Source organism: Marinobacter flavimaris (assembly GCF_045057155.1).
In the GTDB taxonomy this organism is placed as follows: domain Bacteria; phylum Pseudomonadota; class Gammaproteobacteria; order Pseudomonadales; family Oleiphilaceae; genus Marinobacter; species Marinobacter manganoxydans.
The window spans coordinates 3,255,933-3,280,703 of the sequence record NZ_CP171359.1; the positions used below are offsets into that span (position 1 = coordinate 3,255,933).

Genomic DNA, 24,771 nt, shown 5'->3' on the forward strand with positions numbered 1-24,771 from the left:
CTGGTGGACTATTTGCCACGCCGGCAAATTCAATTACTCTCTCGGTAATGAAAACACGTTTCAACTGCTACCGCTACGACCTGAAGGGCTGAATTTGAGGAATCTTTCTATTGGCAGCCGCGTTGCCCTTATTGCTGTCTTGAGTAGCTTTTTGACTGTCGTCGTTCTTTCAGCGACAGCCTACAACGAGCTGATCCGGGATTTCGAAAACGTTCTCACCCAGCGCCAGCTTCTGGACGCCGAGTCAATCGCCAATCGAGTCGATCAGGATCTCCAGGTGCGCATACAGGCTCTGGGCGCTTTCGCCGCTACTCTGACGGATGGTAAAAACCGACTCTCAAAAGATCGCATCGAAGCTCTGCTCGGTCGGCAATCGGCTTTATCCGAGTACTTCGAGGCAGGCCTGTTGGTCTTCGACGAAGACAGCGTGGCAATCGCCGAAAACGTTTACGTACCCAATCGTATAGGCACCTCTTACGCTGACCGGCAGCACTTTCGCGAGGCCTACAAAACCCGGGAACCCGTCATCAGCCGGCCAATTATTGGCAGGACAACCGGGCTTCTGCTCCTATCTTTTCTTTACCCTATCAGTAGTGACGATGGGGATTTACTTGGTTTCGCCGGAGGAATCATCAACCTGGCCGAGGCCGGGATCATACCGAAGCAGGAAGATGCCTCTTTTGGCGCCCTGTTCAAGGTCATCGACACCGGCCATTTCATGCAGGTGGATACGCTCTCCGTCGCCAATCCGATGCCCGATCTGCCGCCACCAGGCGAGGATCTGATTATTGATGCGGCATTGTCCGGCCAGACCTCAGGCGTTGTTTCCGACCATTCTGGAAAAAAGTGGATCTACGCTACGCAACATCTTGACCGCGTGGGCTGGATGTTTCTAAGAGCAGTGCCCTACCAACAGGCAACACAACCGGCACGGGCCTCTTTCGACAAGTTCCTTGCTGCCAGTGCCGTGGCTCTTCTGGCACTGGCAGCCATAGCTTGGCTACTCGCCCGGGCAACAACGCTTCCATTGGAGAGAATGTCGCTCAGGATACGGGAAATGGCGACGGAGGGTTTTGCGGCAAACCGATTGTCTCTTAAAGGCCCGCCAGAGGTCAGAAACGTAGCCCGCGCCTTTAACAAGCTGATGAAGGAACGCGAGGCGCTGGACATCATGAAAGACGACTTTGTCTCGAACGTAAGCCATGAGCTGCGCACGCCTTTGACCTCGATAAACGGCGCACTGAAACTGCTGCGCTCAGGCGCAGCGGGGAAACTGCCAGATAAAGCTGACTCGATGGTCGACGTTGCTTTTCGGAATAGCGAACAGTTGCAACGGCTGATATCCGACCTGCTGGACTTCAACAAAGCCATGGCAGGGCAGATGCCCATCGATCTGGAGACAGTTGATCCTGCAACAGCTATAAGGGATGCCTGCGATGGAAATCGGGCCATGGCGAGCCACTACCGCATTCCTCTGACGCTTGGACATTGCACAGAGAAATTCGTCACCGCTGATCCAACCAGACTTAGACAAATATTGGATAATTTCATCAGCAATGCCATCAAGTTTTCTCCCGTAGGAGGCTCTGTAAGGATCTCGTCAGAATCAACCTCAACTGGCATGGTTCGAATTACCGTATCAGACGAAGGCCCAGGCGTTCCGGAGAGCTTCCTGCCCAGGTTGTTCCAGCGATTCGCCCAGGCCGATTCTGGCTCCGCCAGGTCCAAAGCCGGGACGGGGCTTGGCCTCGCGATCTGCCGGGAGTTGGCAAAGCTCATGAACTGTGAAGTCGGCTATTTTTACGACAACGGAGCCAATTTCTGGGTTGAGCTACCCCAAAACATGGTCAGTAGGAATAAGGTTAATGAAAGCGCCGGAAATCCCCCCCGAGGAGACTGAGCGCCAGGCGGCGCTTGAACGTACGGGCCTGCTCGATACGGAGCCTGAAGAGCGGTTTGATCGTTACACCCGTATGGCCCGCAAGGCATTCCGGGTTCCCATTGCGCTGGTTAGCCTGGTGGACAAAAACCGGCAATGGTTCAAGTCCTGCCAGGGGCTCGCAGCTTCGGAAACGTCCCGCGACGTATCCTTCTGCGGTCACACCATTCTTGACTCGGGCACCCTGATCATCGAAGACACCATGGAGGATCCTCGCTTCTCCGACAATCCGCTGGTTACCGAGGCCCCGAATATACGCTTCTACGCGGGCGCCCCCCTCCACAACAGCGAAGGCTTCAGATTGGGGACGCTCTGCCTGATTGACGCGACTCCGCGCTCCTTCGATAAGGAGGACCAATCCCTTCTTCGTGAAATGGCCGACTGTGTCGAGCGCGAAATCAACATGCAGGCGGCAACCGAGTTCTACCGGGAACTCAAACACAGCGAGCGAAGGTCACGGGCTATTATTGAAGGTACGAGAATTGGCACCTGGGAGTGGAACGTACAAACCGGGGAAACCGTTTTCAACGAGCGCTGGGCCAACATTTGCGGCTACACGCTTGATGAGCTGGAGCCTGTCAGTATCAAGACATGGTTAGCCTTCGCACATCCGGATGATCTGCCTGAATCAGAGCGATTGCTAAAAGCTCATTTTGCCGGTGAATTGTCCGAGTACGACTACCGGTGTCGGATGAAGCATAAGAACGGCCATTGGGTTTGGGTGCACGATCGCGGCCAGGTGTTTGAATGGACCGAGAACGATGAACCACTGATGATGTATGGCACCCACGCCGATATCACAGAGGAAATGAGCAACCTGAGCAAGATCCAGCATCAGAACGAAGCGCTGGCCATTCTCAATGATCTGGCCCTGGACACCGAAACCAATGATGACATTCGCATCGAAAAAGCCCTTCGGCTCGGGTCTGACTACCTGAAGCTGCCTCTCGGAATAGTCAGCGAGATCCATAGTAACGTTTATTCCATCCGGTGGTTCGTCGCCCCCGAGGATGCCGGACTGGAGCAGAATGCCAGCTTTCCACTGAAAGACACCTATTGTTCAATGCTCCTCGGTTCGCGGGAAAGCCTGGCCATTGCACACATGGCCAGATCGAGCTATCGCGATCACCGGTGCTACGACAAGTTCGGGCTTGAGAGCTACCTGGCTGCGCCCATTTTCATCAAAGACCGTTTGTACGGAACCCTCAACTTTTCTTCGCCAGAACCGAGGGAACAGGACTTCTCGGATACTGAAATCAAGTTCGTGACTCTCCTGGCACGCTGGGTTGGAGCCCTCATTGAGAGGCAGCTCAGTGTGCAGATGCTCACCAAACTGGTAGAACAGACGCCGGGCATGCTCTATCAGTATCAACAGTGGCCGGATGGCCGTGTTTCGTTTCCCTACACCAGCCCCGGCATCACGGACATCTACGGTGTTACAGCAGAGGAGGCACATGAAGATGCCTCGATCTGCTTCACCAAGATCCATCCCGATGATTTTCCCAAGGTAGCAGCCAGTATTGAGAGATCTGAGGAGTCCTTGACTCTCTGGCACAGTCACTATCGTGTAACAGACGGCAAATCCGGCTGGCGCTGGGTAGAGGGCAAGTCATCACCGGAACGGATGCCAGACGGCAGTACCATGTGGCACGGTTACATTGCTGACATTGACGAGGCAAAACAAACCGAACTGGCCCTTCAGGAAAGCGAAGTTCAGCTCCGGAGACTCTACGAACTGTCGCCCATTGGCATAGCGCTGAATGACTATGTATCAGGAGCGTTTCTTGACGTGAACGAGGCTCTGCTAGGGCCTACCCGATACAGCCGTGACCAATTGATGGCAATGGACTATTTTGAGCTTCTGCCCCCGGACTTCGAAAACCATCGACAGCAAATCATCGCCGAACTTCAGAGCGAAAGACGTTTCGGGCCTTATGAAGTCGAGATCGTGCGCGCGGATGGTTCAACCTATCCTGCCATCGTCCGCGGTATGAGAATCAGCAACCCCTCTGGCCAACCGCTGATCTGGACCCTCATAGAAGATATTTCCGAGCGCAAAAAAGTCGACCGGATGAAAAGCGAGTTCATCTCAACGGTAAGCCATGAACTCCGTACGCCGCTGACCTCCATATCGGGTTCTCTTGGCCTGGTCGAAAGCGGAACTTTGGGCGCGCTTCCCTCACAGGCTGAGCGTATGGTGTCTATCGCCCATCGTAATGCCGAGCAGCTGAAACAACTGGTGGACGACCTGTTAGACATGGAAAAACTTGTTTCCGGCAAGATGACCATGAACCTGCGTATACAGGAACTTGGCCCCGTCATTGAGGAGTCGGCAGAACGTCTCAAAACCTACGCCCTGGACAGCGGCGTTTCTGTGCAGATCGAAGACAGTAGCCCCAACTGCATGGCGAAAATCGATCGCTCGCGCTTGGGCCAGGCATTTACCAATTTGCTGTCTAACGCCATCAAGTTCTCGCCCCCTGAAGGTGAGGTTTTGGTATGCACCGAGGTCGAACATGATCTTGTCCGTATCCTCGTTACTGATCAGGGACCTGGCATTCCTGATAATTTCCGCGGCAGAATTTTCCAGAAATTCGCTCAGGCAGACAGTTCCGACACACGTGGCAAACGGGGAACAGGTCTCGGTCTGGCCATCACGAAAGAAATCATGACACAGATGGGAGGAGATGTCGGATTCGAGTCACGGGAAGGAAGGGGCTCAACTTTCTGGCTGGGACTGCCGTTGGAGCAAGTGAAGGCATAGATGTGGGGTTTGACTCAGAGGAAGGGCATGGCGCCTGTTTCTGGTTGAGTTTGCCAGTCGCCTAAACCGGCAATAAAAGCGCTGCCTGAAAGGCAGCACTTTTACTCTCCACGGTCAGGCGGCTTAGCTATCCAGACCTTCAAGCAAGCCCGCCATATCGTCGGCGTGCTCCTCTTCCTGAGCCAGGATTTCCTCGATAATCCGCCGTGAGGTCGGGTCCTGATCGCCCAGATAACGGGCAATTTCGCGGTAGCTGTCGATGGCAATCCGCTCCGCCACCAAATCTTCCACTACCATTTCCCGTAATGTATCGCCCTCAACGAACTCAGCGTGGGACCTCGTTAAAAGACCTTCGGGCGAGAAGTTCGGTTTCCCACCCAACTGCACGATACGTTCGGCCAGCCAATCGGCGTGCTGCTGTTCCTGATCGGCATGCTCCAGGAATTCCTGGGCAGCAACATTGGCATTGATGCCATCTGCACGGAAATAGTGGCTCTTGTAACGCAAGGTGCAGACGATCTCGGTCGCCAGCGCCTCGTTCAGGATTTTTACGACATTGTCGCGGTTGGCGCCATAGCCCTCGGTCAGGGCCCCTTCTTCAATATGTCTGCGGGCCCTTTCGCGAAGGGTTTTGACGTCCGTCAGAAACGGTTGATCGGTCATAATGTCTCTCTCGTTTCTCTCATTGATCTCTTGAATTCGGCATAGCGGCCGCCCGCTATGCCATTTCACCCTGTCCACTCAGGCAGTGCGCAACATTTCCCGCACCACGTAATGGAGGATGCCGCCATGCTTGAAGTAGACGGCCTCGTTGGCGGTGTCGATGCGAGATTTCAGCTCGCAGGTCTCCGTGGATCCGTCCTTGTACTTCACCGTCATCTTGAGGGTCTGTCCCGGCTTGATCTCACCAGACAGGCCTTCGATGCTGATGGTTTCCTCACCGGTGAGCTTGAGGCTCTTGCGGTCCGTGCCTTCCGGGAACTGAAGTGGCATTACGCCCATACCGATCAGGTTGGAGCGGTGAATGCGCTCGTAGGATTCGGCCACCACAGCTTTCACACCCAGAAGACGGGTACCCTTGGCCGCCCAGTCGCGGCTTGAGCCGGTACCGTACTCCTTGCCGGCAATGACCACCAACGGCGTGCCTTTCTCCTGATACTTCATGGCGGCATCGTAAATCGCCATCTGTTCGCCCGTGGGCACGAATTTGGTGTAACCGCCTTCCACGCCGTCGAGCATTTCGTTCCTGATACGCACATTGGCAAAGGTGCCACGCATCATGACTTCGTGGTTACCCCGGCGAGAGCCATAGGAGTTGAAGTCTTTCGGCTCGACACCGTGCTCCTGCAGGTATTGTCCGGCAGGGGTGTCCGGCTTGAAGGAACCGGCCGGTGAGATGTGGTCGGTAGTCACCGAATCGCCCAGCAGTGCCAGTATGTTGGCATCCTTGATATCGTCGATCGCATCCGGCTCTTCCTTCAGGCCTTCGAAGAATGGCGGATGCTGGATGTAGGTGGACTTGTCGGACCACTCGTACACCTTGCTTTCCGGCACCTTGATGGACTTCCAGGTGGCGTCGCCATCGAAGACTTCCGCGTATTCCTTACGGAACATATCGGTCTTCACTTTCTCCACCGCTTCAGCGATCTCCTGCTGGCTCGGCCAGAGGTCCTTCAGGTACACCGGGTTGCCATCCTTGTCGTTGCCCAACGGATCTTTTGAGAGATCCAGGCGCACGTTGCCGGCCAGCGCATAGGCAACCACCAGAGGCGGCGATGCCAGCCAGTTGGTTTTCACCAGCGGATGCACCCGGCCTTCGAAGTTCCGGTTGCCGGAGAGCACAGAGGCCACGGTCAGGTCACCATCACTGATGGCTTTCTCTACCGCGTCCGGCAGAGGCCCGGAGTTGCCGATGCAGGTTGTGCAGCCATAGCCGACGAGGTTGAAGCCGAGTTTGTCCAGATCGTCCTGGAAGCCACCCACTTTCAGATAGTCAGTGACGACTTTGGAACCCGGCGCCAGCGATGTCTTGACCCAGGGCTTGGTACTCAGTCCCTTCTGGACCGCTTTCTGGGCGATCAGGCCTGCGGCCATCATAACGCTCGGATTTGAGGTGTTGGTGCAGGACGTGATCGCCGCAATGACCACGGCGCCCGGATCGAGCCGGCTTTTCTCGCCATTCATCTCAAGGGGCTGGCTGGCATGGTGCTCGTAGCTGTCATCGACGCCTACGGCAGTCTGGCCGCCCTCAGACTCAAGATTCGCCTCACGGTTCTCAGCCGGCCCTTCAGCGGTTTCCATCAAAAGCTCAAAGGACGACTTCATGTTTTTCAGGGCAACACGATCCTGCGGGCGTTTGGGGCCGGCAAGGCTGGCCTCAACTTCGCCCATGTCGAGTTCCAGGTTGTCGGTGTACACCGGCTCATGGCCGGGCTCACGCCACAAGCCCTGGGCCTTGGCGTAGGCTTCCACCAGCTCCAGCTGTTCTTCCTCACGGCCGGTCAGGCGCATGTATTTGATGGTCTGCTCATCTACCGGGAAGAACCCGCAGGTGGCGCCGTATTCCGGGGCCATGTTGGCGATGGTGGCCCGGTCTGCCACCGGCATGTCCTTCAGGCCGTCGCCATAGAACTCCACGAACTTGCCCACCACGCCTTTCTTGCGCAGCATTTCGGTGACGGTGAGCACCAGATCTGTTGCGGTGATGCCCTCACGAAGCTTGCCGGTGACCTTGAAGCCCACCACTTCCGGAATCAGCATGGAGACGGGCTGGCCCAGCATGGCGGCTTCCGCTTCGATGCCGCCAACGCCCCAGCCAAGAATGCCCAGGCCGTTGATCATAGTGGTATGGGAGTCTGTGCCCACGAGGGTGTCCGGGTACGCGATGGTCTTGCCGTCCTGGTCCTTCTGCCAGACGGTCTTGCCGAGGTATTCCAGGTTTACCTGGTGACATATACCCGTGCCCGGTGGCACCACACGGAAATTGTCGAACGCCTGCTGGCCCCAGCGCAGGAACTCGTAGCGTTCCTGGTTGCGTTCCATCTCGATGGTAACGTTGTCCTTGAACGCAGAGGCGTCGCCAAAATTGTCCACCATCACAGAGTGGTCGATCACCAGGTCCACCGGCGACAGCGGGTTGATCATCGCCGGATCCTTACCGGCTGCCTTGACCGCCTCACGCATGGCAGCCAGGTCGACGACGCCGGGCACGCCGGTGAAATCCTGCATTAACACGCGGGCAGGCCGGAACTGGATTTCAGTGTCGGAACAGCGATCCTTCATCCACTGCACCATGGCATCAATGTGGCTTCTGTCCACGGTGGTGCCATCCTCATTGCGCAGAAGGTTTTCCATCAGCACTTTGAGCGAAAACGGCAGGCGATTCAGGTCGCCGAGGGTGTCCGCAGCCTTGGGCAGGCTGTAGTAATGAAAGGTTTTACCGCCAGCATCCAGGCTGGAAAGGGTATTCAGACTGTCTTTACTGAGACTTTCGTTCGACATGTGGTGCCTCCTTTTTCGTCGTTATCCGCGTAGTCCGGAAGGCTCTTTCGAAGCCCTTTCAGCAACGCATCGACCGGGAAAGCAATCCCATACCGGGCAATAGCCTGATGAAAGGACTCCACAGCATGAAGTCACCTTTAACTATTGCAGCAATTAACGAGAGTTCAACCGCGGGCCGGTGAATGTTCGGCATCAGCGCGGTGAATATCAGACCAACGTCGGAAAGCCGGACGACTCTCCGACATCAGTTCCTGGAAGGTTTAGATGCGATACAGCTTCACCAGTTCATTCAGTTTTTCGGTGACCGCCTCAAGGTCTGAAGCCATGGTTCTGACCCGCTCCGCCTCGGATACCACATCGTTGTTCCGGTTGGCGATGGAATGGATGTTCTCATTGATCTGAAGCGACGTGGCTGCCTGCTCTTCCGAGGCCGATGCGATCTGGTAATTCATTCGCGAAACCTCGCCGATGGCTGCTTCAACCTCACGGATTGCCTCGCCGGTTTCCCGCATTGCCCGGGTGGATTCGGAAGAGCGTGTACGCCCCATTTCCATGGATGCCTTGGTGGCTTCGGAGATTTCACTCAATTCGCCCACTGTCGTCCGAATCTGATCGGTAAACTCCTGGGTGCGAAGGGAAAGCGCCCTTACTTCATCCGCTACCACTGAAAATCCACGGCCATGGTCTCCGGCCCTCGCGGCTTCGATGGCGGCGTTCAGGGCCAGCAGATTGGTCTGCTCGGAAATGGCGTTGATGGAACCGACAACAGAAGCGATGGATTCAATCTTTTCGCTCAGTTCATCGACCCGACTGGCGCTGCTCTCAAGCGCCTCGTCAGTGGCCTCGGTCAGCTTTGAGGCATTGGTCATGGCCTCGCCACCCCGGCTTGCCGCAGCCGATGCGTTACCAGCCGCATCAGAAGCCAACTGGGCGTTGCTGGCCACCTCCTGGATGCTGGCTGACATCTCGTTGGTAGCTGTTGCCGCCTGATCGGTCTGGACCTGCTGCTCACTGGTGATCTGCGTCGTGGTATCGCTAACGCTGGTCATTTCATTAGCGTTTGAGCGCAGCTGCTCTGACAGTTCCCTGAGTCTGGCAATCAACTCAACGAACCGCTCAAGCATATTATTGAAGGAACTGGCCGTGACGCTCTTGTCTGCCTCATCAAGACGGGCTGTCAGATCGTTGTTGCTGTCGAAGCCCCGAATAATCTCGATAATCCTGATCGACTGCTTTTGCTCCTCGCCCATTCGAATCGCAAAAAATACAAGGATTGCCGATTCAAACACCACAAAGGCAGCGTGCAGAAACGCCATTGACCAGCTGCAGTCGTAGTTATAGATCATCAACGGCATATCACCCAGCGATGCTCCGCTAAGTTGAAGACCTGTTAACACCAGGTGATGAGCGGCAATGGTGCCCGCAGCCACCACTACTGGCAGCCAGTCACGATAGATAATGACCAAAGCAAGCGCGGCAAAAATGTGAAAGTGCATTTCGATCCGCCCCATCTGGGCCTGGATCATGATGGCCGAGAACAGCATCAGGCAGACCGCGAACAGTGACGACGAGGCCCTCGTTCCCCGCATCGTATAGAAGCCGGCAGTTGCAAGCCCTCCCACTAACAAAGATGCAATCAGAGCAAACGTGGTGGTGCCATAACCCATCGGCACCAGCAAGCCGACCACCGGAATATGGGCCAGAAGGATAACCAACATTTGCTGATCGTTGCGCTCCCGGATTTCAACTTCATAAGACTGACTGTTTACCGCTGTCGTCATGTGGAACTCTCGCTATTTTTGTCTTTTAGTAAGCGGCGAAGATCCTGTTCAACCAGCTCAAGATTCAGGCTTGGCGTTGTGTAAACCAGCTTTCTGCGGAACTCTCCCGTCACCACATGCAGATGTGCGCTGTGAGCAATGAGATCATCCTCGGTACTACCCTGTTTAACGGCAAAATCGTTGTAAGCTGAAGCCAGTTTTCGAGCGGCCCGGTGATTTTCCGGCCGATAGTATCTGAACGCCTTCCCAAGACTTTCCATGGTCTGGTTAAGGACTTCCGGCGTGTCGTTTTCCGGGTCAAGGGTGACAAACAGGAACTCGACCTCAGCCCCATCCAAAAGCTGGCTCAGCTCCATCAGATTGACCAATTGGACCGGGCAAACGGTTCCGCACTGGCGATAACCAAAGAAAATAACGGCAAGCCCTTCCTGCGGAGGCTGGTAGCCGATCAGGTTTTCTCCCGGCTCATTGATCGCCATCCCGTAAAACCCGCTGTTGTTCAGCAGCGACGGCATCACCGGGAGCGCGAGTGCCAGCAGGAAAGCTGCGGCGAAAAGCAGAATACTTGTCGTTTTCCTGTTCACTTTTCCTGTCCGTGAAAGATCGGCGCAAGTTTGCAGAGAAGTTTGAAACCGGGCTATAGGTGCATTACGCAACGTTTAGCCCCTAGAACTTGCATTTCCAATCTTTTACAGACGCAAAAAGCGACAGATCTTTTTTTGTTGTAATGAGAAGTAAACTTTAGGGACAGGATTACATCTGGCGCTCGCCATAAAGTTGGGCGTACAGCCCTTCTTTGGCAATGAGCTCGTCGTGGTGACCCTCTTCGATAATCCGGCCATCCTCGAAAACACAGGCACGATCTGCCTGTTTAACGGCGCTGAGGCGATGGGCAATGATCAGCGTGGTGCGCTGTTTGAGGAAAGCTTCGAGGTCCCGATGGAGCTGAAACTCTGTTTCCGCATCCAGAGCCGAGGTGGCTTCATCCAGGATCACCACTGAAGGCTCTGACAGGATCATCCGGGCAATGGCCAGGCGTTGACGCTGTCCGCCAGACAGTCGCACGCCCTGACGGCCGATCACCGTATCGAGCTGGTCATGCATGGCCGCAACCGTGGTATCCAGCTGGGCAATTCGCAGGGCGTCCCAGAGTGCCGCGTCGGGTTTGTCCCGCCCAAGAGTCAGATTCTGGCGAACGGTATCGTTGAACAGCGCCGGGTGCTGGAGCACCGTCGCCACATGCTCCCGAAGGCACGGTAACCCGATACGCTGAACCGGAACGCCATCAATCAGCACCTCACCCTGCTGGGGCGTATACATGCCCAGGATGACCTGAATCAGGGTGGATTTACCGCCGCCGCTGGCGCCCACCAGCGCCACTTTTTCGCCCGGCGCCAACTCCAGGTTGATGCCTCGAAGGACCTCCTCCTCGCCGTAGGCAAAGTGGATATTCCGTAGGGTGAGCCCCACGGTATGCAGGTCGCGGAACGGATTCTCGAGCGCCGGATAGCGGGGCTCTTCTTTCAGATCCATTAACCGGTTGATACGCCCGAGCGCCGCATTGGCAGCGAACCAGGCGTATTGCATGTTGAGCATTTCCTGAACCGGCGTCAGCATGAACCAGAGGTAGCCGAAAATGGCGAACATCATGCCGATGCTCAGGTCGCTGAACAGCACGGTCACCATCGCGGCCGCCCGGAACGCGTCGACGCCGAACTGGAACAGGGCAAAGCTGGCCCGGCTGGCTGCGTCGCTGCGCCATTCAAACTGGATCGCGTGGTCCCGCACGTTGCGGGCGCGGTCAATCAGCTGGCGCAGGTAATGCTTTTCCCGATTGGCTGCCCGCAGCTGGTGAATCGCATCCAGGGTTTCCGTCAGATCCCCCTGGAACTCCTCATAAGCGCTGTTCTCCCGCCTCTTGAGTTCCTTGACCCGCTTGCCGATCAGAATCGTGGCGAAGATGACCAGCGGGTTGAACAGCAGAATCAGCAGGCCCAGTTGCCAGTGCACCCAGAGCAGGACCATGGCGGTACCCAGCACAGTCAGGCTCGCCACCAGGAAACGGCTGATGGTGGTGCCCAGGAACTGGTCTACGGTGTCCAGGTCAGTGATGAAGTGACTGCTGATTCCGCCCGAGCCGCGGGTCTCATACTCGGACATAGCAACCCGTTGCAAACGCCCGAGCAGCCGGGAACGGATACGGAACACCACATCCTTGGAGACTTTGGAAAACTCCCGGGACTGCAAGACGTTGAACGACAGTGCCGCCACACGAAGCAGAAAAGCCGCCACAACCATCAGGCCGATGTAGACCACCGGCGTTTCCCAGCTCCCCGGCAGGAAGGAATCCATTACCGGTAACACCGGGCCCGGCTCGTCCAGCAACACTTCGTCCACCAGAACCGGCAGCAGCAGCGGAACTGGCACACTCATGATGGTAGCCATGATAGCCAGCAGATTGGCACGCACCAGTCTCGGCTTGTGCTTGAGCGCAAGGCCAAAGATATCCCGCCAGGTGTATTGCTGCCGGGTTTCACGGGTGTCGATACCGGTTACGCTATTCTGGGGGTGTTCCAAGCAACCTCCGGATAATGAAATGTGCCCGGTTGGATACGCCCGGGAATTCACAATAGTCTACCTGTTAACTGGTTTGCTGCGATCAAAACCGACATCTGTCATCATGACCCAACGATTTTCTGATGGACCAGGACACAAGCACCTGTGAAACACGATTGCCACTATCACCCCGGCGACCCTGCCAAATGGCACTGTGGGGAGTGCCAGATTCACTACTGCAGCCGCTGCATGCCCGACGCCGATACCCGACAGCGTCGGGCCCTGTGTCCGCACTGCAGCAAGGCTATGCGATACCTGGGCGCCGCCACCGAAGTGGTCCCGTTCTGGCAGCGACTCGGCGCTTTCTTCCGCTACCCGTTCCATACCGATCCGCTCATCGTGATCGCCATTTGTACCCTGGTGCCGGTAGTCGCCCCCGCCAACCTGATTGGCATTCTGATCTGGCTGGTGCTTGCCCTGGCTCTGTTCAAGTACACCTATGCGGTGATCAACCACACCGCTGAAGGCCACCTGAAACCGCCCGCCGTGTCCGTCGCCTTCACCGGCAGTGGCTTTGATATTGTCATCCTGCAGTTGCTGGTCTTCGTGCTGATGGGCGGGTTGGTTGGCGCTGCCGCCATGCTCGGCGGCCCGATCCTGATGCTGCTGGCGCTGGCATTTGTCATCCTGGCACTGCCGGCAAGCATCATGGTGCTGGCCATGGAGCGCTCGGTGGGCGCGGCGGTGAATCCGATGAATCTGGCGGTGCTGATCTCGCGAATCGGCACCCCCTATTTCCTGCTCTACGGTTACCTGATCCTGCTCACCCTTGCCTCTGGCGCGGCCCAGGACTTCGCCGTTAATCACTTCCCGTTCTGGGTCGCCCAGCCCCTGGCCGGCTTCCTGAACAGTACCTTCACACTGATCCTGTTCCACATGCTGGGCTACCTGCTGTTCCAGTATCAGGAAGAGCTGGGATTCGCCTCGGATATCCAGGATGAAACCGCCGGGCAGGACACCCACCAGCGCGACCGCACCGCTCGCTTTGATGCCGATATCGACATGAACCTGAAAGACGGCAACTACGATCGGGTGCAAAGCATGTTGAAGGAAGCTTTGAAGCGGGACCGTGATAACGCCCTGAGAATCGGCCAGCTGTACCAGCTACTGACGGCCCGCCAGGACACCGACGAACTCTACCGTTACCACCCGCGCATTCTGGGCTGGCTGGCCGATCGCAACGACGGAGAGGGCATTGCCGGTGTGCTGAATACGATCCAGAAAGCAGAACCCGGCTTCAAACTGGAGGATCCGGACCTGTCGGTGCGCTGCGCCCGGGCCCTGTACCACCGGGGCCAGTTCAAACCGGCCTTGCGAGTGCTTCAGGATTTCCACAAACGCTTCCCGGACAGCGAACAGCTGGCCCCAGCCTATCTGCTGGTCGCCCAGACCCTGGCCAACGGCTTGTCCCAGTGGGAAAAGGCAACGGCCTTCCTGACGTTTATCCAGAAAAAATGTGTGAATCATCCGCTGCATGAGCAGATTACGGTTTATCTGGAGCAGGCGCAGAATAAAGAGCCGCTGAAGGGACCGAAAGCAACGTTTTCTGCCCAGGACTGACACAGGGTATGGGAGGGGCTTCCCAAAACCGTGCGGAGCCATGGATGGCGGAGCCGAGCGTACAGGGACGTATTCACAGCGTGTTTTGGGAAGCCCCTCCCATACCCTGCTGCCCCGAGGCTAGCCGGCCTGAAGAAGTTGACGATAATGACGAGCTTTGGGCGCCATCTGGCGCTTTTCAAACTCTTCCACAAGCAACCGACAGGCCTCGGTAGTCAGCATGTCATCGCCTGTGCTTCTGAGCCGCTCGAAAGCTTTCTCTGCAGCCTTGAGGTCATGTTGCTTGAGACTGGTGAACAGGACCCGGTTATGGTCGTCTGCCGCTAGTGGCTGATAGCTCTCCCCCTTGCCGAGGTATTCCTGCCAAATCGCAATCATCTGCTCTGGCTGGCGCCGGCTGAGGGCATCGTTCATCAGCTCTTTGGCGCGATCACGATATTCGGGCAAGTCCGGGCGGAGTTTGGCCAACTGGTAAAGGTGTTCCAGCAGAATATGGCGTTCCGGATAGTGCTCACGAAGAGCCTCGAATTGCCGCCGGGCCAGATCGAACTCCATTCGGCCGAGGCTGGCCATGGCCTGGGCGTAACCGGTGGTAAACCGGGCATCCTGCTCTTCCTCTTCCGGTTCAAAAAATTCCTCTCGCACCTGCAGCCAGCTTTTGCCAAGCAGCCAGACCAGGCCGGCACCTGCGATCAGACCGCCAGCGTGGGCCATGTAGGCGATACCGGTGGCTCCGGCATACCAGTAATCGTAGATTTCCTTGCCGACCCATACCGGTAACAGAGCAATAGCCGGGGCACGGAAATAGTTGAAGTAAACGCCGAGAAAGTAGAAGAAACGGATCTTCTGCAGGCCATAGATGGCTACGTACATGCCCATCAGGCCGGAGATCGAGCCCGAGGCACCCACCAGTGGTACATAACTACCCGCCGAAACCGCGGTAAACATCAGGCCGGACAAGGCACCGCAAACCAGATAGGCAATCAGGTACCGACCCGGCCCCAGGGCTTTCTCAACGGTGAATCCCAGCAGGAACAGGAAGATCAGGTTACCGATGATATGGCCCCAGCCGCCGTGCAGAAACTGGTAGGTGATCAGGGTATACAGTGACAGATCGGCAGGAACCAGTCCCAACTGGTTGGCACTCAGCTTCTGGATGTACTGCTGCTCTATCGCAGTGCGCTGCTCCTGCCAACGGGCCCTTTCTGTCGGCGCCCAGATCACATCACGGTTCTGCAGCAGATACTGGTAGAACTCCCGATCCATCATCAGATTGATGGCCAGCCAGAAAGTTTCGTTCTCTTCCCGGAGTTGCTGAAACTGCTGTAGTTCGTACACCCGGCCTTCTTCACCCTGGAACTGGATTTGCCGTTGCAGGTAATCCTCGTAGGCCGGCCCCTCCAGCTCATGTAGGTCGGCGGCCAGGTACTGTTCAACGGCCTGCTCGAGTTTCCGGCTGTCGTCCCCCTGATAAAACAGGAAAACCAGCAGGCAGGCCATGATCAGGCCCAGGGTGACCCAGGGCGGGCGTTTCCAGTTGATGGCGTTCTCGGCGGGGATAATCAGCATGGGCGGTCACAATTCATCATAATCTGTCCCTGAAAGTCTGCTTTTTACCACAGCCACGCCTTCTTTTCGCGCTCAAATGGAATCCAGCGCAAAGGTCGCTATGGGTCAATCCCGCAAATGTGGCACACCCCACAGAGTCGGAAAAGCCCGGACTACCGGTGAGACTGTCATTGGCGCGTCACACAAATGACATTAAATCATTTCCAGCGACGTACTGTGCCGGGACATGTATCGACTTTTCGCCAATTGCCGTTATTCCTGCTCCGGCCAATAGTGAACAGGAATAACAAGAAAAACCGGATACCGAACCAAGGATTTTCAGATGACCGTACTTGTATTGGATAACCCGGGCCTGATCGCCAATGCTGCGATGGCCGCAGGCTTCACCGCTGCCACTTACGATGCCGGGACCAGACGCCCTCACCGCATGAAGTTCCATTACGGCTTCAACAAGCACTCACTGGACAAGGATGACATTGCCTTCCTGCAACAGCACGCCGCCTACCTGAAGGAGCATCCTTCCGTGAGCGTGGGGATTCATGGCCATTCCGACAACTTCGGTTCGGAGGATTACAACCAGTTTCTGTCACGATTGAGGGCCAATGCAGTGGCGCGAAGTCTCATTCAGGAAGGCGTGGAGGAATCCCGGATTCTAATGCGGCACTGGGGCTCAGCGCGCCCTCTGGCAACGCCGGAAGATAGGGCTGCCAACCGCCGAGTAGAACTGGAATACATAAACATGGATGTCGCCCAGGCACTCTGAGCGGCAACACCAACCCCATAGGCCGCCCCCGGACTTACCGCATAGCGGGGGCTGGATGCACCCTGCACAGGCGTGATGGAACACCCTGCAACCGCTGTCGGCGGCTTTTATGAAATCTTAATTATTCCGATTTCTGAAGCGGTAAACGGATCAATTTCATTAAAACTGAAAATTATTATTCAATAAAAACAAGACGTTATTTACAAACTAGAAAGCAAACTTACATTTATTTAACGAACCTTTTGCCCGAATTCCTCGTCTTAGTCATGTATCCAGGGTTTAACTGTTACCTGACTAGAGAGGTCACTATGAACGCAAAAACCTTCACCACTGCCGCACTCATTGGTTCGATGTTCCTTGCCAGCGCCACATTCGCTGCAGGCGGTCCGCGCAACAGCGACGGCGGGGGTCGATCGGCAGAAACTGCCGATTTGGAAGATCTGACCACCATTGAGGTGAGCGATCTGCAGTTCATGCGCGAAGAGGAAAAGCTGGCCCGAGACGTTTATCTCACAATGGACCAGTACTGGGGCGACAGAACGCAGGTATTCGCAAGAATCGCGCTGTCCGAAGAATCCCATACCAGCACCGTAGACTACCTGTTGAAAAAGTTTGATGTTGAAGACCCGGTAGTGAATGACACGATCGGCGTATTCACCAATCAGGAACTTCAGGCCCTGTATGACGAATTGGTTGCCAAGGGAAAAAACTCGTTTGTTGATGGCCTGTTCGTAGGGGGCCTGATCGAAGAGAAGGATATGAGAGATATTCTGGCTGCGATTAATCAAACCGATGAGCGCGCCATCATTCTTGCCTATTCCAACCTGCTGGATGGATCAAAAAGCCACCTGAAAGCCTTTGTAAGCGTGATCGAGGCACAGGGACTGACCTATGAGCCTCAGGTACTGGATGCGGAAGAAGTAGAGCTTATCCTGGAGGATGAGAGCCAGGTTGAAGACTGACCGGGTATAAAACCGGGTTGCTGAAAGCAGAACGGGCGGCCATTGGCCGCCCGTTCTTTTCTGGTCTAGCCATAAACCTGCCAGACGTTCCACAACAGCAATAAGGCTGTCACCAGAATCGCCAGCCAGGTCAGCAGAATGCCGATCATACGGGCCCAATGGGTGCCACCGCGACCGTTGATCATGCCGAAGGCATGAAGAATGCGGCCAACCACCAGCGCCATACCGGTCCAGTAAATCAGAGTACTGGAAACGCCGTTGAGCTCAGCGATAGCCAGCATGAGCAGACCGAGTGGCGCATACTCCACCAGGTTGGCGTGGGCCCGGACCGCGGCCTCGAAATCCCGATCATCGGTGACGCCCAGGCCCTTTTTGTACTTCAGACGAAATTTGACGACCTGCGCCGACAACACCAGCAAAAGAATGCCGATAACTGCGGCAAACACTCCGGTTACGGGTACGATCATGCTCAGGCCTTCTTGATTGCACTAACAATAGCGAGAAGCAACACAGCGCCTACCGTTGCGGTGACCAGCTCACCAACAGCACCCTGGGCCGCCAGACCCAGAAGGCGGAACACAAAACCGCCGAGAAACGAGCCGACAATACCAATACCGATGTTGGCCAGAATGCCGAAACCACGGCCCTTCATGATCAAACCAGCCAGCCAACCGGCCACACCGCCTATAATCAAAAACAGAATCAGATTCATCTCTTGCCTCTCCCTGAGGGTCGTTGAACGAAACGATCAGTCCCGCAAGACTGCCCTGTTTACCGAAGTGCTTCAAGCACTTCCAGACGAGGCGATTACAATGTGGCAATCGTCTCCGACATTTTTTTGTGGCAACGCTCGATCAGCTCCGGAATATCATCAACCGTGAGACCCTCGGTTTCGATGGGCGGTAAAACCCGAATGGCCACTGACTCACGCCGGCCTGTCCAGCCGACGGCCTCATCGGCGTACTCCTGAACACAGACCATGGTGATGGGCGCGCCTGATGCTACCGCTGCGTGAAACGCGCCTTTCTTGAATTTCTGCAGTCCCCGGCCCCTGCTGCGAGTGCCTTCGGGGAACACCCAGAGGCTCTTTCGATCCCGTGCGATGGCGCTGCTGGTGGCCTTCATGACCGCAATGGCCTTGTGGGAGCGTCCGCGATTAAGGATAACGTTACCGCCCAGCCAGAAGACCTGGCCAAAGAAAGGCACCCAGACCAGTGACGATTTACCAACCGTGACGGTGCGCGGCGGCAACAAGTCGCCCACAACAAACAGATCGTCATTGTGCTGGTGATTGGCAATGACGACGGTAGGCCGGTCCTGCGGCATGTTTTCCCAGCCTTCAAGAGGGCGCTCCATACCCAGAACCGCCCGCCCGAAACGAGCGACGACGCGCGCCAGGATACGGTTGTTGTCCGGATTGAACGGCCTCGCCGCGTAGAACACGAGCGCGAACAGGCAAATGATCGGTACGCTCAGCCACGCCAGCAGTTTTCTGATAATACCCATGCAACCAAACTCTGCAGCGAAATTTTGGCGCACAAGTGTACGCCAACTTTATATTCCGGCAACAGTGTCAATTTGCTCCCTTTGTTTGCCCTTTGCCGAGGCCCTTACCACGTAACGAAGCGGCCCTCCGGCATCGACACTGTCGAACGGGTAACAGGTCACCAGCAGAAGCGTCCCCTCCGGCAAACGCTGGGTGTCAATCAGCTCTGAACGGCTATCCACCACCCGGGCACCGTCTACATGGTAACTCTGCCACCGGCCATCCCGGCCTTGCAGGCGAACCTCATTGCCGGTCTCCAGCGCTTTCAGGCTCCGGAAATGGGTATCCCGGTGCCCGGCAATGATCACGGCTCCGCCATGATCCCTGCTTCCGGTTAACCGGCCTGGACCAAACGCCAGACTCTCGCCGTGGGTATCGGCCAGAACAATCATCGTGTCGTTCAGCTCCGGAATGGCCAGGCGAGCTACCGGCCAGGTGTCCGCCCAGGGCCAGGGCCGTGAGTCCGTCTGCCGGGCCTGACTTTCCGCCCAGGCCATCTCCAGTAATTCCTGGGCAATAACCGCCTTGAGCGGAATCCATAACCCGAATACCAACAAGGTAGCAGAGCTGGTCAATAACAGTAACAGGAGCCTTGTCATGGGAACGCCCTCCTCTGCAGCAGCACAATCGCCAGGGAAAACATCAGCCCGACCAGGCCGAGCGCAATCAGCAGCGGCGCCGACGTTGCCGTCTGCGGATAGCGCAGCATGCCGTCCTGGCTGCCCGCCGGCAGAAGAGTGGGCAAATTATCCGATTCCATTGGCGTTTCTGGGCTCCGGGCCGGCGTGGAATCCACGGCCACAAAACTGGTGTAGGCCGACATCAAGCCATGGCTGACCGCCAGCTCGGTAATGCCGGCCTTGTCCGGCTCCCGGCCCGTCACCCTGGCCTCATCCTCCAGGCTGTCGATCTTCTCTCTCGCCCAATGCCGATGAAGCCCGGTTGCCGGGGCGGCCTGCTGCAGGTCCAGCGTTCTGGTCCAGTCCTTGCCACCCGGCAGGCGCCCCGACACCTCCAGCTGCCCCATGGCCGGGACGCCACGAACCACATGAATCAGCGGCTCGCCCTGGAACAAATCGCCCGGGCGTCTCGGAAACGACTCCTGACCGGCTTTCTGGCCGGGCCAGTTGACCCCGATATCGGTCAGAACCGGTGACTCCATGGCTGAGAACAGGGCCTGCAGAGGTCCATCCACATCGGAAGGCGAGTGAATCGCCGTGTAGGTACCCCGCCCCCAGCGGGCGGCTTCGCGCATGAAGTGCCGATTCGGCGCAGAGCCAATAGCCACCGTAAACAGCCTCTGGTTTCCAAGCTGCTGGCGGATCTGCCGGAACAGCGCAGCTTCATTTCCCACCGCGCCATCGGTAATGAAAATGACCTGGCGCACCCGTGCGCCGTCTTCAGTCTCGCCTCCGCCTTCCAGGGCTCTGGAAAGGGCTGGAGCCATCTCGGTGCCACCGTCGGCACGAAGGCGATCCACATACTGACGCGCCCGGGCAAGGTTGTTACCGGTGGCCACTTCAGGCTGCATGAACAGGGAATGCGTCTGGCTGTTGAACTGGATGACATTGAACCGGTCCCTCGGTGTCAGTGTGTCCAGACCGGCCTGAAGAGCATCTCGGGCCTGGCGGATCGATTCGCCCGCCATGGAACCGGAGGTGTCGATCACGAACACCAGATCCCGGGGCAACGCCATGGCGCCGTTTTCGCCCGGCACCAGCATCGCCATGAGATAGTCCTCACCCTGCCAGGACTGGTGAAAAACCGCTGCGGAGGGTTCCAGCCCGGCAACCGGACGCCACCGCACCACGAAATCACGATTCATCAGGATCTCGCCGCCATCGGGACGAATCCTGAAAGTCTGGCCATCCTGACTGGTCGCGAGACGGTGGGACGGGCTGGAGACGCTCTCCAGCGGCAGCCCGGAATCAATCACCAGATTAATCACCGCCCGGTGGCTGTCGGCCGCCACATCATCCGGGGTTACCGTAAACGGACTGATGGCACCGGCATCCGGCACCTCGGTCGTCGGCAGCGCCCACCCGCCTTGCCACTGATCCGGTGCGGTGCTGACCGGCGCTCCCGGCATGTAACGCGGCGTCAGCGTGGTCGGCACAGTGAGCTCGAACACCCCGGCCTGATACTGCACCGGTTGCTGGTACTTCAGCTTAACCGAAACCGTCTCCCCCGGCGGGATATTGGCAACCCGGGCAGTAAAAAGATTCGGACGCTGCTGCTCCACATTCGCCGCATGCTGCCCGGCCTGCTTTGCTTTCTCATAGGTCTGCCGCGCCGTCTCCCTGGGCTGCACCTTGCCCTCAATGGTCCGCTCCCCCACCGTCATCGTCAGACCGTACACACTGGCCTTCTCGGGCAACGGGAACACGAAAACGCCTTCGCGCCACTGGTCGCTGGTATTCTGGAAACTGCGCAGCAACCGAGTGTCGGCAATCAGTCCGCTGACCTGAATGTCGAATTCACTGTCCAGCACCAGCGCCGGTTCCTGCCATTGCCCCTGGCCGTCGACAAAATGCAACTGGCCGACCTTGTCTGCCTCATTCGCCTCGGCATACAGTGGGTGAACAAACAGCATCAGCAAAACTGCCAGCCAGAGGCTAATTCCCTCACAGATCTGCTTGAAACGACGGTGCAGAAAGCGGCTCATGAAAGAGGCCAGCGCCGGGTACCTTCCGAAACCGTGCGGAGCCATGGATGGCGGAGCCGAGCGTACAGGGACGTATTCACAGCGTGTTTCGGAAGGTACCCGGCGCTGGCCGGGCGGCAGACTCTTATCAGAAGAAGTCGAGTAGAGCTGCAAGAGAGAATTGGAGAGCATCATGAGAGAATCCTTGTGACTGCATGACTGTGCGAAACACCGCCATTTCAGCAATCCGGAGAGGAACTCCCATGGCAGAAAGCGACAAACCACCCTCAAAAAATGATGAATTATGGCAACAACGACCTGCGCGCTTGTTATCAGCACCTGCCGTGGTTAAATAGGCACACACCGGCAACGGGAAGCAGCCGCCACCATGAAGAAACACGTTGTACTGATCGAAGACGAACCCGCCATCCGCGACAACTACCGCGCCGCATTCGAGCGCCGTGGCTATCGCGTGACCGCCCATGGCGACCGGTCGTCGGCCTGGCAGGTGTTGCGGCAGTCCTTGCCGGACCTGGCCATCATCGACGTTGGCCTGGGCGATGAGCCGGAGGGTGGCTTCGCCCTGTGCCAGGATCTGAGGTCACTGTCCCAGACCCTGCCGATTATCTTCCTGACCGCCCGAGACAGCGACATCGATTCCGTCCACGGTTTGCGCCTTGGGGCCGATGATTACGTCACCAAGGACATGAGCCTGGACCACCTGCTGGCCCGGGTTACCGCCCTGCTCAGGCGGGCCGACGCCTGGGCCGAAGCCCTGCAGAAACCGGACGAGGTGCTCGAGCGGGGCAAACTCTCCCTCAATGTGGATCGCATGACAGTGGCCTGGGATGAAACGCCCATCGACCTGACCGTCACTGAATTCTGGATGCTGCACTCGCTGGTTCAGCACCCCGGCCATGTCCGCAGCCGGGAACAATTGATGGAAGCCGCAAGCACGGTGCTGGATGACAATACGGTCACCTCCCACATCAAGCGTATCCGCCGCAAGTTCCAGCAGATTGACGCAACTTTTGACGGCATACAGACCGCCTACGGCATGGGCTACCGGTGGAACGCCCGTGAGGTCTGAGTCTTGAATCTCAAGCGCCAGCTGTTCGTTGCCAGCCTTCTGATGCTGCTGATCCCCTGGGCGGGCCTTCAGTTTGTTCTGGAGCTGGACGATGCCCTTCGCCAACAGGCCCGGCAGCAACTCCAGGCCCAGGCCGAAAGACTGGCCGCGACTGCCGGCGATCAGATCATCGGTACGCCGGTGGTCCGGCCCGGTGAGCCCGCCATCTACGTGGAACCTTTTGCCGGCAACCTGAACCTGGATGGTTACGCTGACGATTGGCCAGGATATGACGAGGCAAACCAGACCAGAAACTGGCAAAGGGTCACCAGCGGCAAAGCCGGGGAAACGGCTCTGCAATGGCAGGCCGCTACCGATAGACGGAACCTGTACCTGCTAATTCGCGTTAGCCATAGGCAACCCGTGTTCTTTAATCCCGGCAGCCCGGAACAGGCCCATGACCGGCTGAGGCTCTGGCTAGAGCCCTCAGGCGGCAACCTGGCCCAGGAATCCGGCCGGCAGTCCTGGTTACTGCGCACACCGGCTCCCGGCCAGCTCTATGGCCTTGAAGAGAAAGGCGGCCAGCCTGACTATCGCCTCTCCGGCTTTTTGCAGGGCGCCGGTGATGGCTGGCAGCTGGAACTGAAACTGCCCATGCCTGTCGACCGCAGCCGCCTGGGTTTTGCCGCCTTATGGGGCAGTGATCAGGTAACCGGCGTCTCCACGTCGGTTGACCCATTGCCGGTGCTGGTCAGTCGAAATCTCGCCCTGGAGCGACAGCTGGAACCACAACTTAACCCCGGCCAGCAGGCCCGACTGGTTGAACCGGCCGGATGGGTCATCGCGAGACAACAGGCTGACTCAGCCGTCACAGCGCCAGAGTTCGACAGTCTCAGCCCGGTGCAGGTGATCGAAAAGATCAGTCTCAATGCACTCAGGGGCCTGGTGCGCCTTTACCAGCCAGAACCCACCTCAATCGAAACCGACACCAACCGTGTGGACGTTGAGGCGCTACCGGAAACGAGCCTGGTCCGTCATGAAGATGACAGCGTCTGGCTGCTGACCACCCGGGAGGTTTTCGGTGGCCGCACGCTGATTCTGGAGCAGTCGCTGGATCAGCTTCTTACCCTCTCCGGCTCTGCCCTCGGCTCGGTCATTGCCCGCAGCACCCTCATCATTGTCGCTCTCACCCTGGTTCTGCTTGGCTATGCCAGCTGGTTGTCCTGGCGGATTACCCGGCTGCAGCGTGCTGTCAGCGCCAGTATTGATGAAGACGGCCGGATCACGGGCAGAGTGCCGGATGCCCGAAGCAAGGACGAACTGGGCCAGTTGCAGCGACACTTCAGCCTGATGGTGGATCGTCTCCACGGGTACAACCGCTACCTGGAAAGCTTCTCCCGGCGACTCTCTCACGAACTTAAAACACCTGTCGCTGTGGTTCGTTCCTCGCTGGAAAACCTCAACCACAGCGATTCGGAGGAAGAGCGCAGGCAATACATCGAAAGGGCCGCTTCCGCCACCGAACGCCTCCGGCAGATACTCCATGGCATGAGCGAAGCGGCGCGTCTGGAGCAGAGCCTGGACCATGCGGATAAAGAACAGTTCGATCTGGCGGAGGTGGCCGCAGAAGCAACCGCTGCGTATCAGGCCCTCGACAGCAGCCATCAGATCCGCTACTCGGGGCCGCAGGCAGGCTGCAAGATCACGGGTTCGCCAGAACTGATGGTGCAACTGCTCGACAAGCTGGTGGATAACGCCCGGGATTTCACACCACAGGATGGACTGATTGAGGTAGGCCTGGAAACAACTTCGGAAGGGCTGTGTCTGTCGGTCTTCAATGAGGGTTCAACGCTGCCCGAAGACACAACAACTGACATCTTCAGCCCCTTCGTTTCAATGCGGGACGGCCAGGAACAGGGCCACCTTGGACAGGGGCTACTCATTGTCAACCTGATTGCCGACTACCATGGTGCCCATGTGGAAGCCCGGAACCGCGCCCAAGGTGGCATTGACGGTGTGTGCTTCCGGGTTATGATCCCAGCTATCCACTCTTGACC

General features: G+C 57.3%; 18 protein-coding genes. 7 read left to right on the top strand and 11 right to left on the bottom strand.

Translation table 11 applies throughout. The features are described from left to right. The first annotated feature begins 151 nt into the window (after positions 1 to 151). Entirely contained in the window at positions 152 to 1,900 is a 1,749-nt protein-coding gene (locus tag ACGK9W_RS15310) for an ATP-binding protein (protein ID WP_405417392.1), read from the top strand. Further along, on the top strand, positions 1,866 to 4,703 hold the full coding sequence (locus tag ACGK9W_RS15315; protein ID WP_405417394.1) for a PAS domain S-box protein: 2,838 nt from the start codon (positions 1,866 to 1,868) through the stop codon (positions 4,701 to 4,703). The genes ACGK9W_RS15310 and ACGK9W_RS15315 overlap by 35 nt, the downstream gene beginning before the upstream one ends. A gap of 123 nt (positions 4,704 to 4,826) precedes the next feature. Here ACGK9W_RS15315 and ACGK9W_RS15320 read toward each other — a convergent pair whose 3' ends face one another. The 5 genes from ACGK9W_RS15320 to ACGK9W_RS15340 all read right to left on the bottom strand — a co-directional run bounded on the left by ACGK9W_RS15320 (position 4,827) and on the right by ACGK9W_RS15340 (position 12,562). After that, positions 4,827 to 5,366, bottom strand: coding sequence for a bacterioferritin (locus ACGK9W_RS15320; protein WP_405417396.1), 540 nt, complete (start codon positions 5,364 to 5,366; stop codon positions 4,827 to 4,829). A gap of 78 nt (positions 5,367 to 5,444) precedes the next feature. Beyond that, positions 5,445 to 8,204 carry an aconitate hydratase AcnA gene (acnA, locus tag ACGK9W_RS15325; RefSeq protein WP_273157430.1) on the bottom strand — a complete coding sequence of 920 codons (2,760 nt, stop codon included), beginning with the start codon at positions 8,202 to 8,204 and terminating at the stop codon, positions 5,445 to 5,447. A 260-nt stretch (positions 8,205 to 8,464) separates the two neighbouring features. Then, a complete protein-coding gene (locus ACGK9W_RS15330; protein WP_405417398.1) occupies positions 8,465 to 9,985 on the bottom strand; it encodes a methyl-accepting chemotaxis protein in 1,521 nt (506 codons plus the stop codon). Further along, positions 9,982 to 10,569, bottom strand: a complete 588-nt coding sequence (locus ACGK9W_RS15335) for an SCO family protein (protein ID WP_405417400.1) — start codon at positions 10,567 to 10,569, stop codon at positions 9,982 to 9,984. The genes ACGK9W_RS15330 and ACGK9W_RS15335 overlap by 4 nt, the downstream gene beginning before the upstream one ends. Before the next feature lie 169 nt (positions 10,570 to 10,738). After that, the gene (locus tag ACGK9W_RS15340; protein ID WP_405417402.1) at positions 10,739 to 12,562 is read right to left on the bottom strand and encodes an ABC transporter ATP-binding protein; all 1,824 of its coding nucleotides are present in this window, start codon (positions 12,560 to 12,562) and stop codon (positions 10,739 to 10,741) included. Positions 12,563 to 12,706: 144 nt separating this feature from the next. On the opposite strand from ACGK9W_RS15340, the gene ACGK9W_RS15345 reads away from it, so the two are divergent. Next, positions 12,707 to 14,161: a hypothetical protein gene (locus ACGK9W_RS15345; RefSeq protein ID WP_405417404.1), complete on the top strand. Its 1,455-nt coding sequence runs from the start codon at positions 12,707 to 12,709 to the stop codon at positions 14,159 to 14,161. A 120-nt stretch (positions 14,162 to 14,281) separates the two neighbouring features. Here ACGK9W_RS15345 and ACGK9W_RS15350 read toward each other — a convergent pair whose 3' ends face one another. Continuing rightward, positions 14,282 to 15,730 (bottom strand): rhomboid family intramembrane serine protease, encoded by a 1,449-nt coding sequence (locus ACGK9W_RS15350; protein WP_405417407.1) that lies wholly within the window; start codon positions 15,728 to 15,730, stop codon positions 14,282 to 14,284. Between the two features lie 322 nt (positions 15,731 to 16,052). Between ACGK9W_RS15350 and ACGK9W_RS15355 the strand changes: the two genes are divergently transcribed. After that, a complete protein-coding gene (locus ACGK9W_RS15355) occupies positions 16,053 to 16,493 on the top strand; it encodes an OmpA family protein (RefSeq protein WP_405417409.1) in 441 nt (146 codons plus the stop codon). 308 nt (positions 16,494 to 16,801) lie between these two features. Beyond that, positions 16,802 to 17,455, top strand: a complete 654-nt coding sequence (locus tag ACGK9W_RS15360) for a DUF2202 domain-containing protein (protein ID WP_405417411.1) — start codon at positions 16,802 to 16,804, stop codon at positions 17,453 to 17,455. A gap of 65 nt (positions 17,456 to 17,520) precedes the next feature. On the opposite strand, the gene ACGK9W_RS15365 is transcribed toward ACGK9W_RS15360, so the two are convergent. The 5 genes from ACGK9W_RS15365 to ACGK9W_RS15385 all read right to left on the bottom strand — a co-directional run bounded on the left by ACGK9W_RS15365 (position 17,521) and on the right by ACGK9W_RS15385 (position 21,840). Then, the gene (locus ACGK9W_RS15365; RefSeq protein WP_041645712.1) at positions 17,521 to 17,922 is read right to left on the bottom strand and encodes an MAPEG family protein; all 402 of its coding nucleotides are present in this window, start codon (positions 17,920 to 17,922) and stop codon (positions 17,521 to 17,523) included. A gap of 2 nt (positions 17,923 to 17,924) precedes the next feature. Next, complete coding sequence (locus ACGK9W_RS15370; RefSeq protein ID WP_008175780.1) at positions 17,925 to 18,167, bottom strand: GlsB/YeaQ/YmgE family stress response membrane protein; 243 nt, start codon at positions 18,165 to 18,167, stop codon at positions 17,925 to 17,927. Positions 18,168 to 18,262: 95 nt separating this feature from the next. After that, positions 18,263 to 18,961: a lysophospholipid acyltransferase family protein gene (locus ACGK9W_RS15375; RefSeq protein WP_405417414.1), complete on the bottom strand. Its 699-nt coding sequence runs from the start codon at positions 18,959 to 18,961 to the stop codon at positions 18,263 to 18,265. A gap of 48 nt (positions 18,962 to 19,009) precedes the next feature. After that, a complete protein-coding gene (locus ACGK9W_RS15380) occupies positions 19,010 to 19,600 on the bottom strand; it encodes a class GN sortase (RefSeq protein WP_008175776.1) in 591 nt (196 codons plus the stop codon). Beyond that, complete coding sequence (locus ACGK9W_RS15385) at positions 19,597 to 21,840, bottom strand: marine proteobacterial sortase target protein (RefSeq protein WP_405417416.1); 2,244 nt, start codon at positions 21,838 to 21,840, stop codon at positions 19,597 to 19,599. The genes ACGK9W_RS15380 and ACGK9W_RS15385 overlap by 4 nt, the downstream gene beginning before the upstream one ends. 193 nt (positions 21,841 to 22,033) lie before the next feature. On the opposite strand from ACGK9W_RS15385, the gene pdsR reads away from it, so the two are divergent. Both pdsR and ACGK9W_RS15395 read left to right on the top strand, forming a co-directional pair. Continuing rightward, positions 22,034 to 22,735 carry a proteobacterial dedicated sortase system response regulator gene (gene pdsR / locus ACGK9W_RS15390; protein WP_008175773.1) on the top strand — a complete coding sequence of 234 codons (702 nt, stop codon included), beginning with the start codon at positions 22,034 to 22,036 and terminating at the stop codon, positions 22,733 to 22,735. A gap of 3 nt (positions 22,736 to 22,738) precedes the next feature. Further along, positions 22,739 to 24,769: an ATP-binding protein gene (locus ACGK9W_RS15395; protein ID WP_008175771.1), complete on the top strand. Its 2,031-nt coding sequence runs from the start codon at positions 22,739 to 22,741 to the stop codon at positions 24,767 to 24,769. The last annotated feature ends 2 nt before the right edge of the window (positions 24,770 to 24,771 follow it).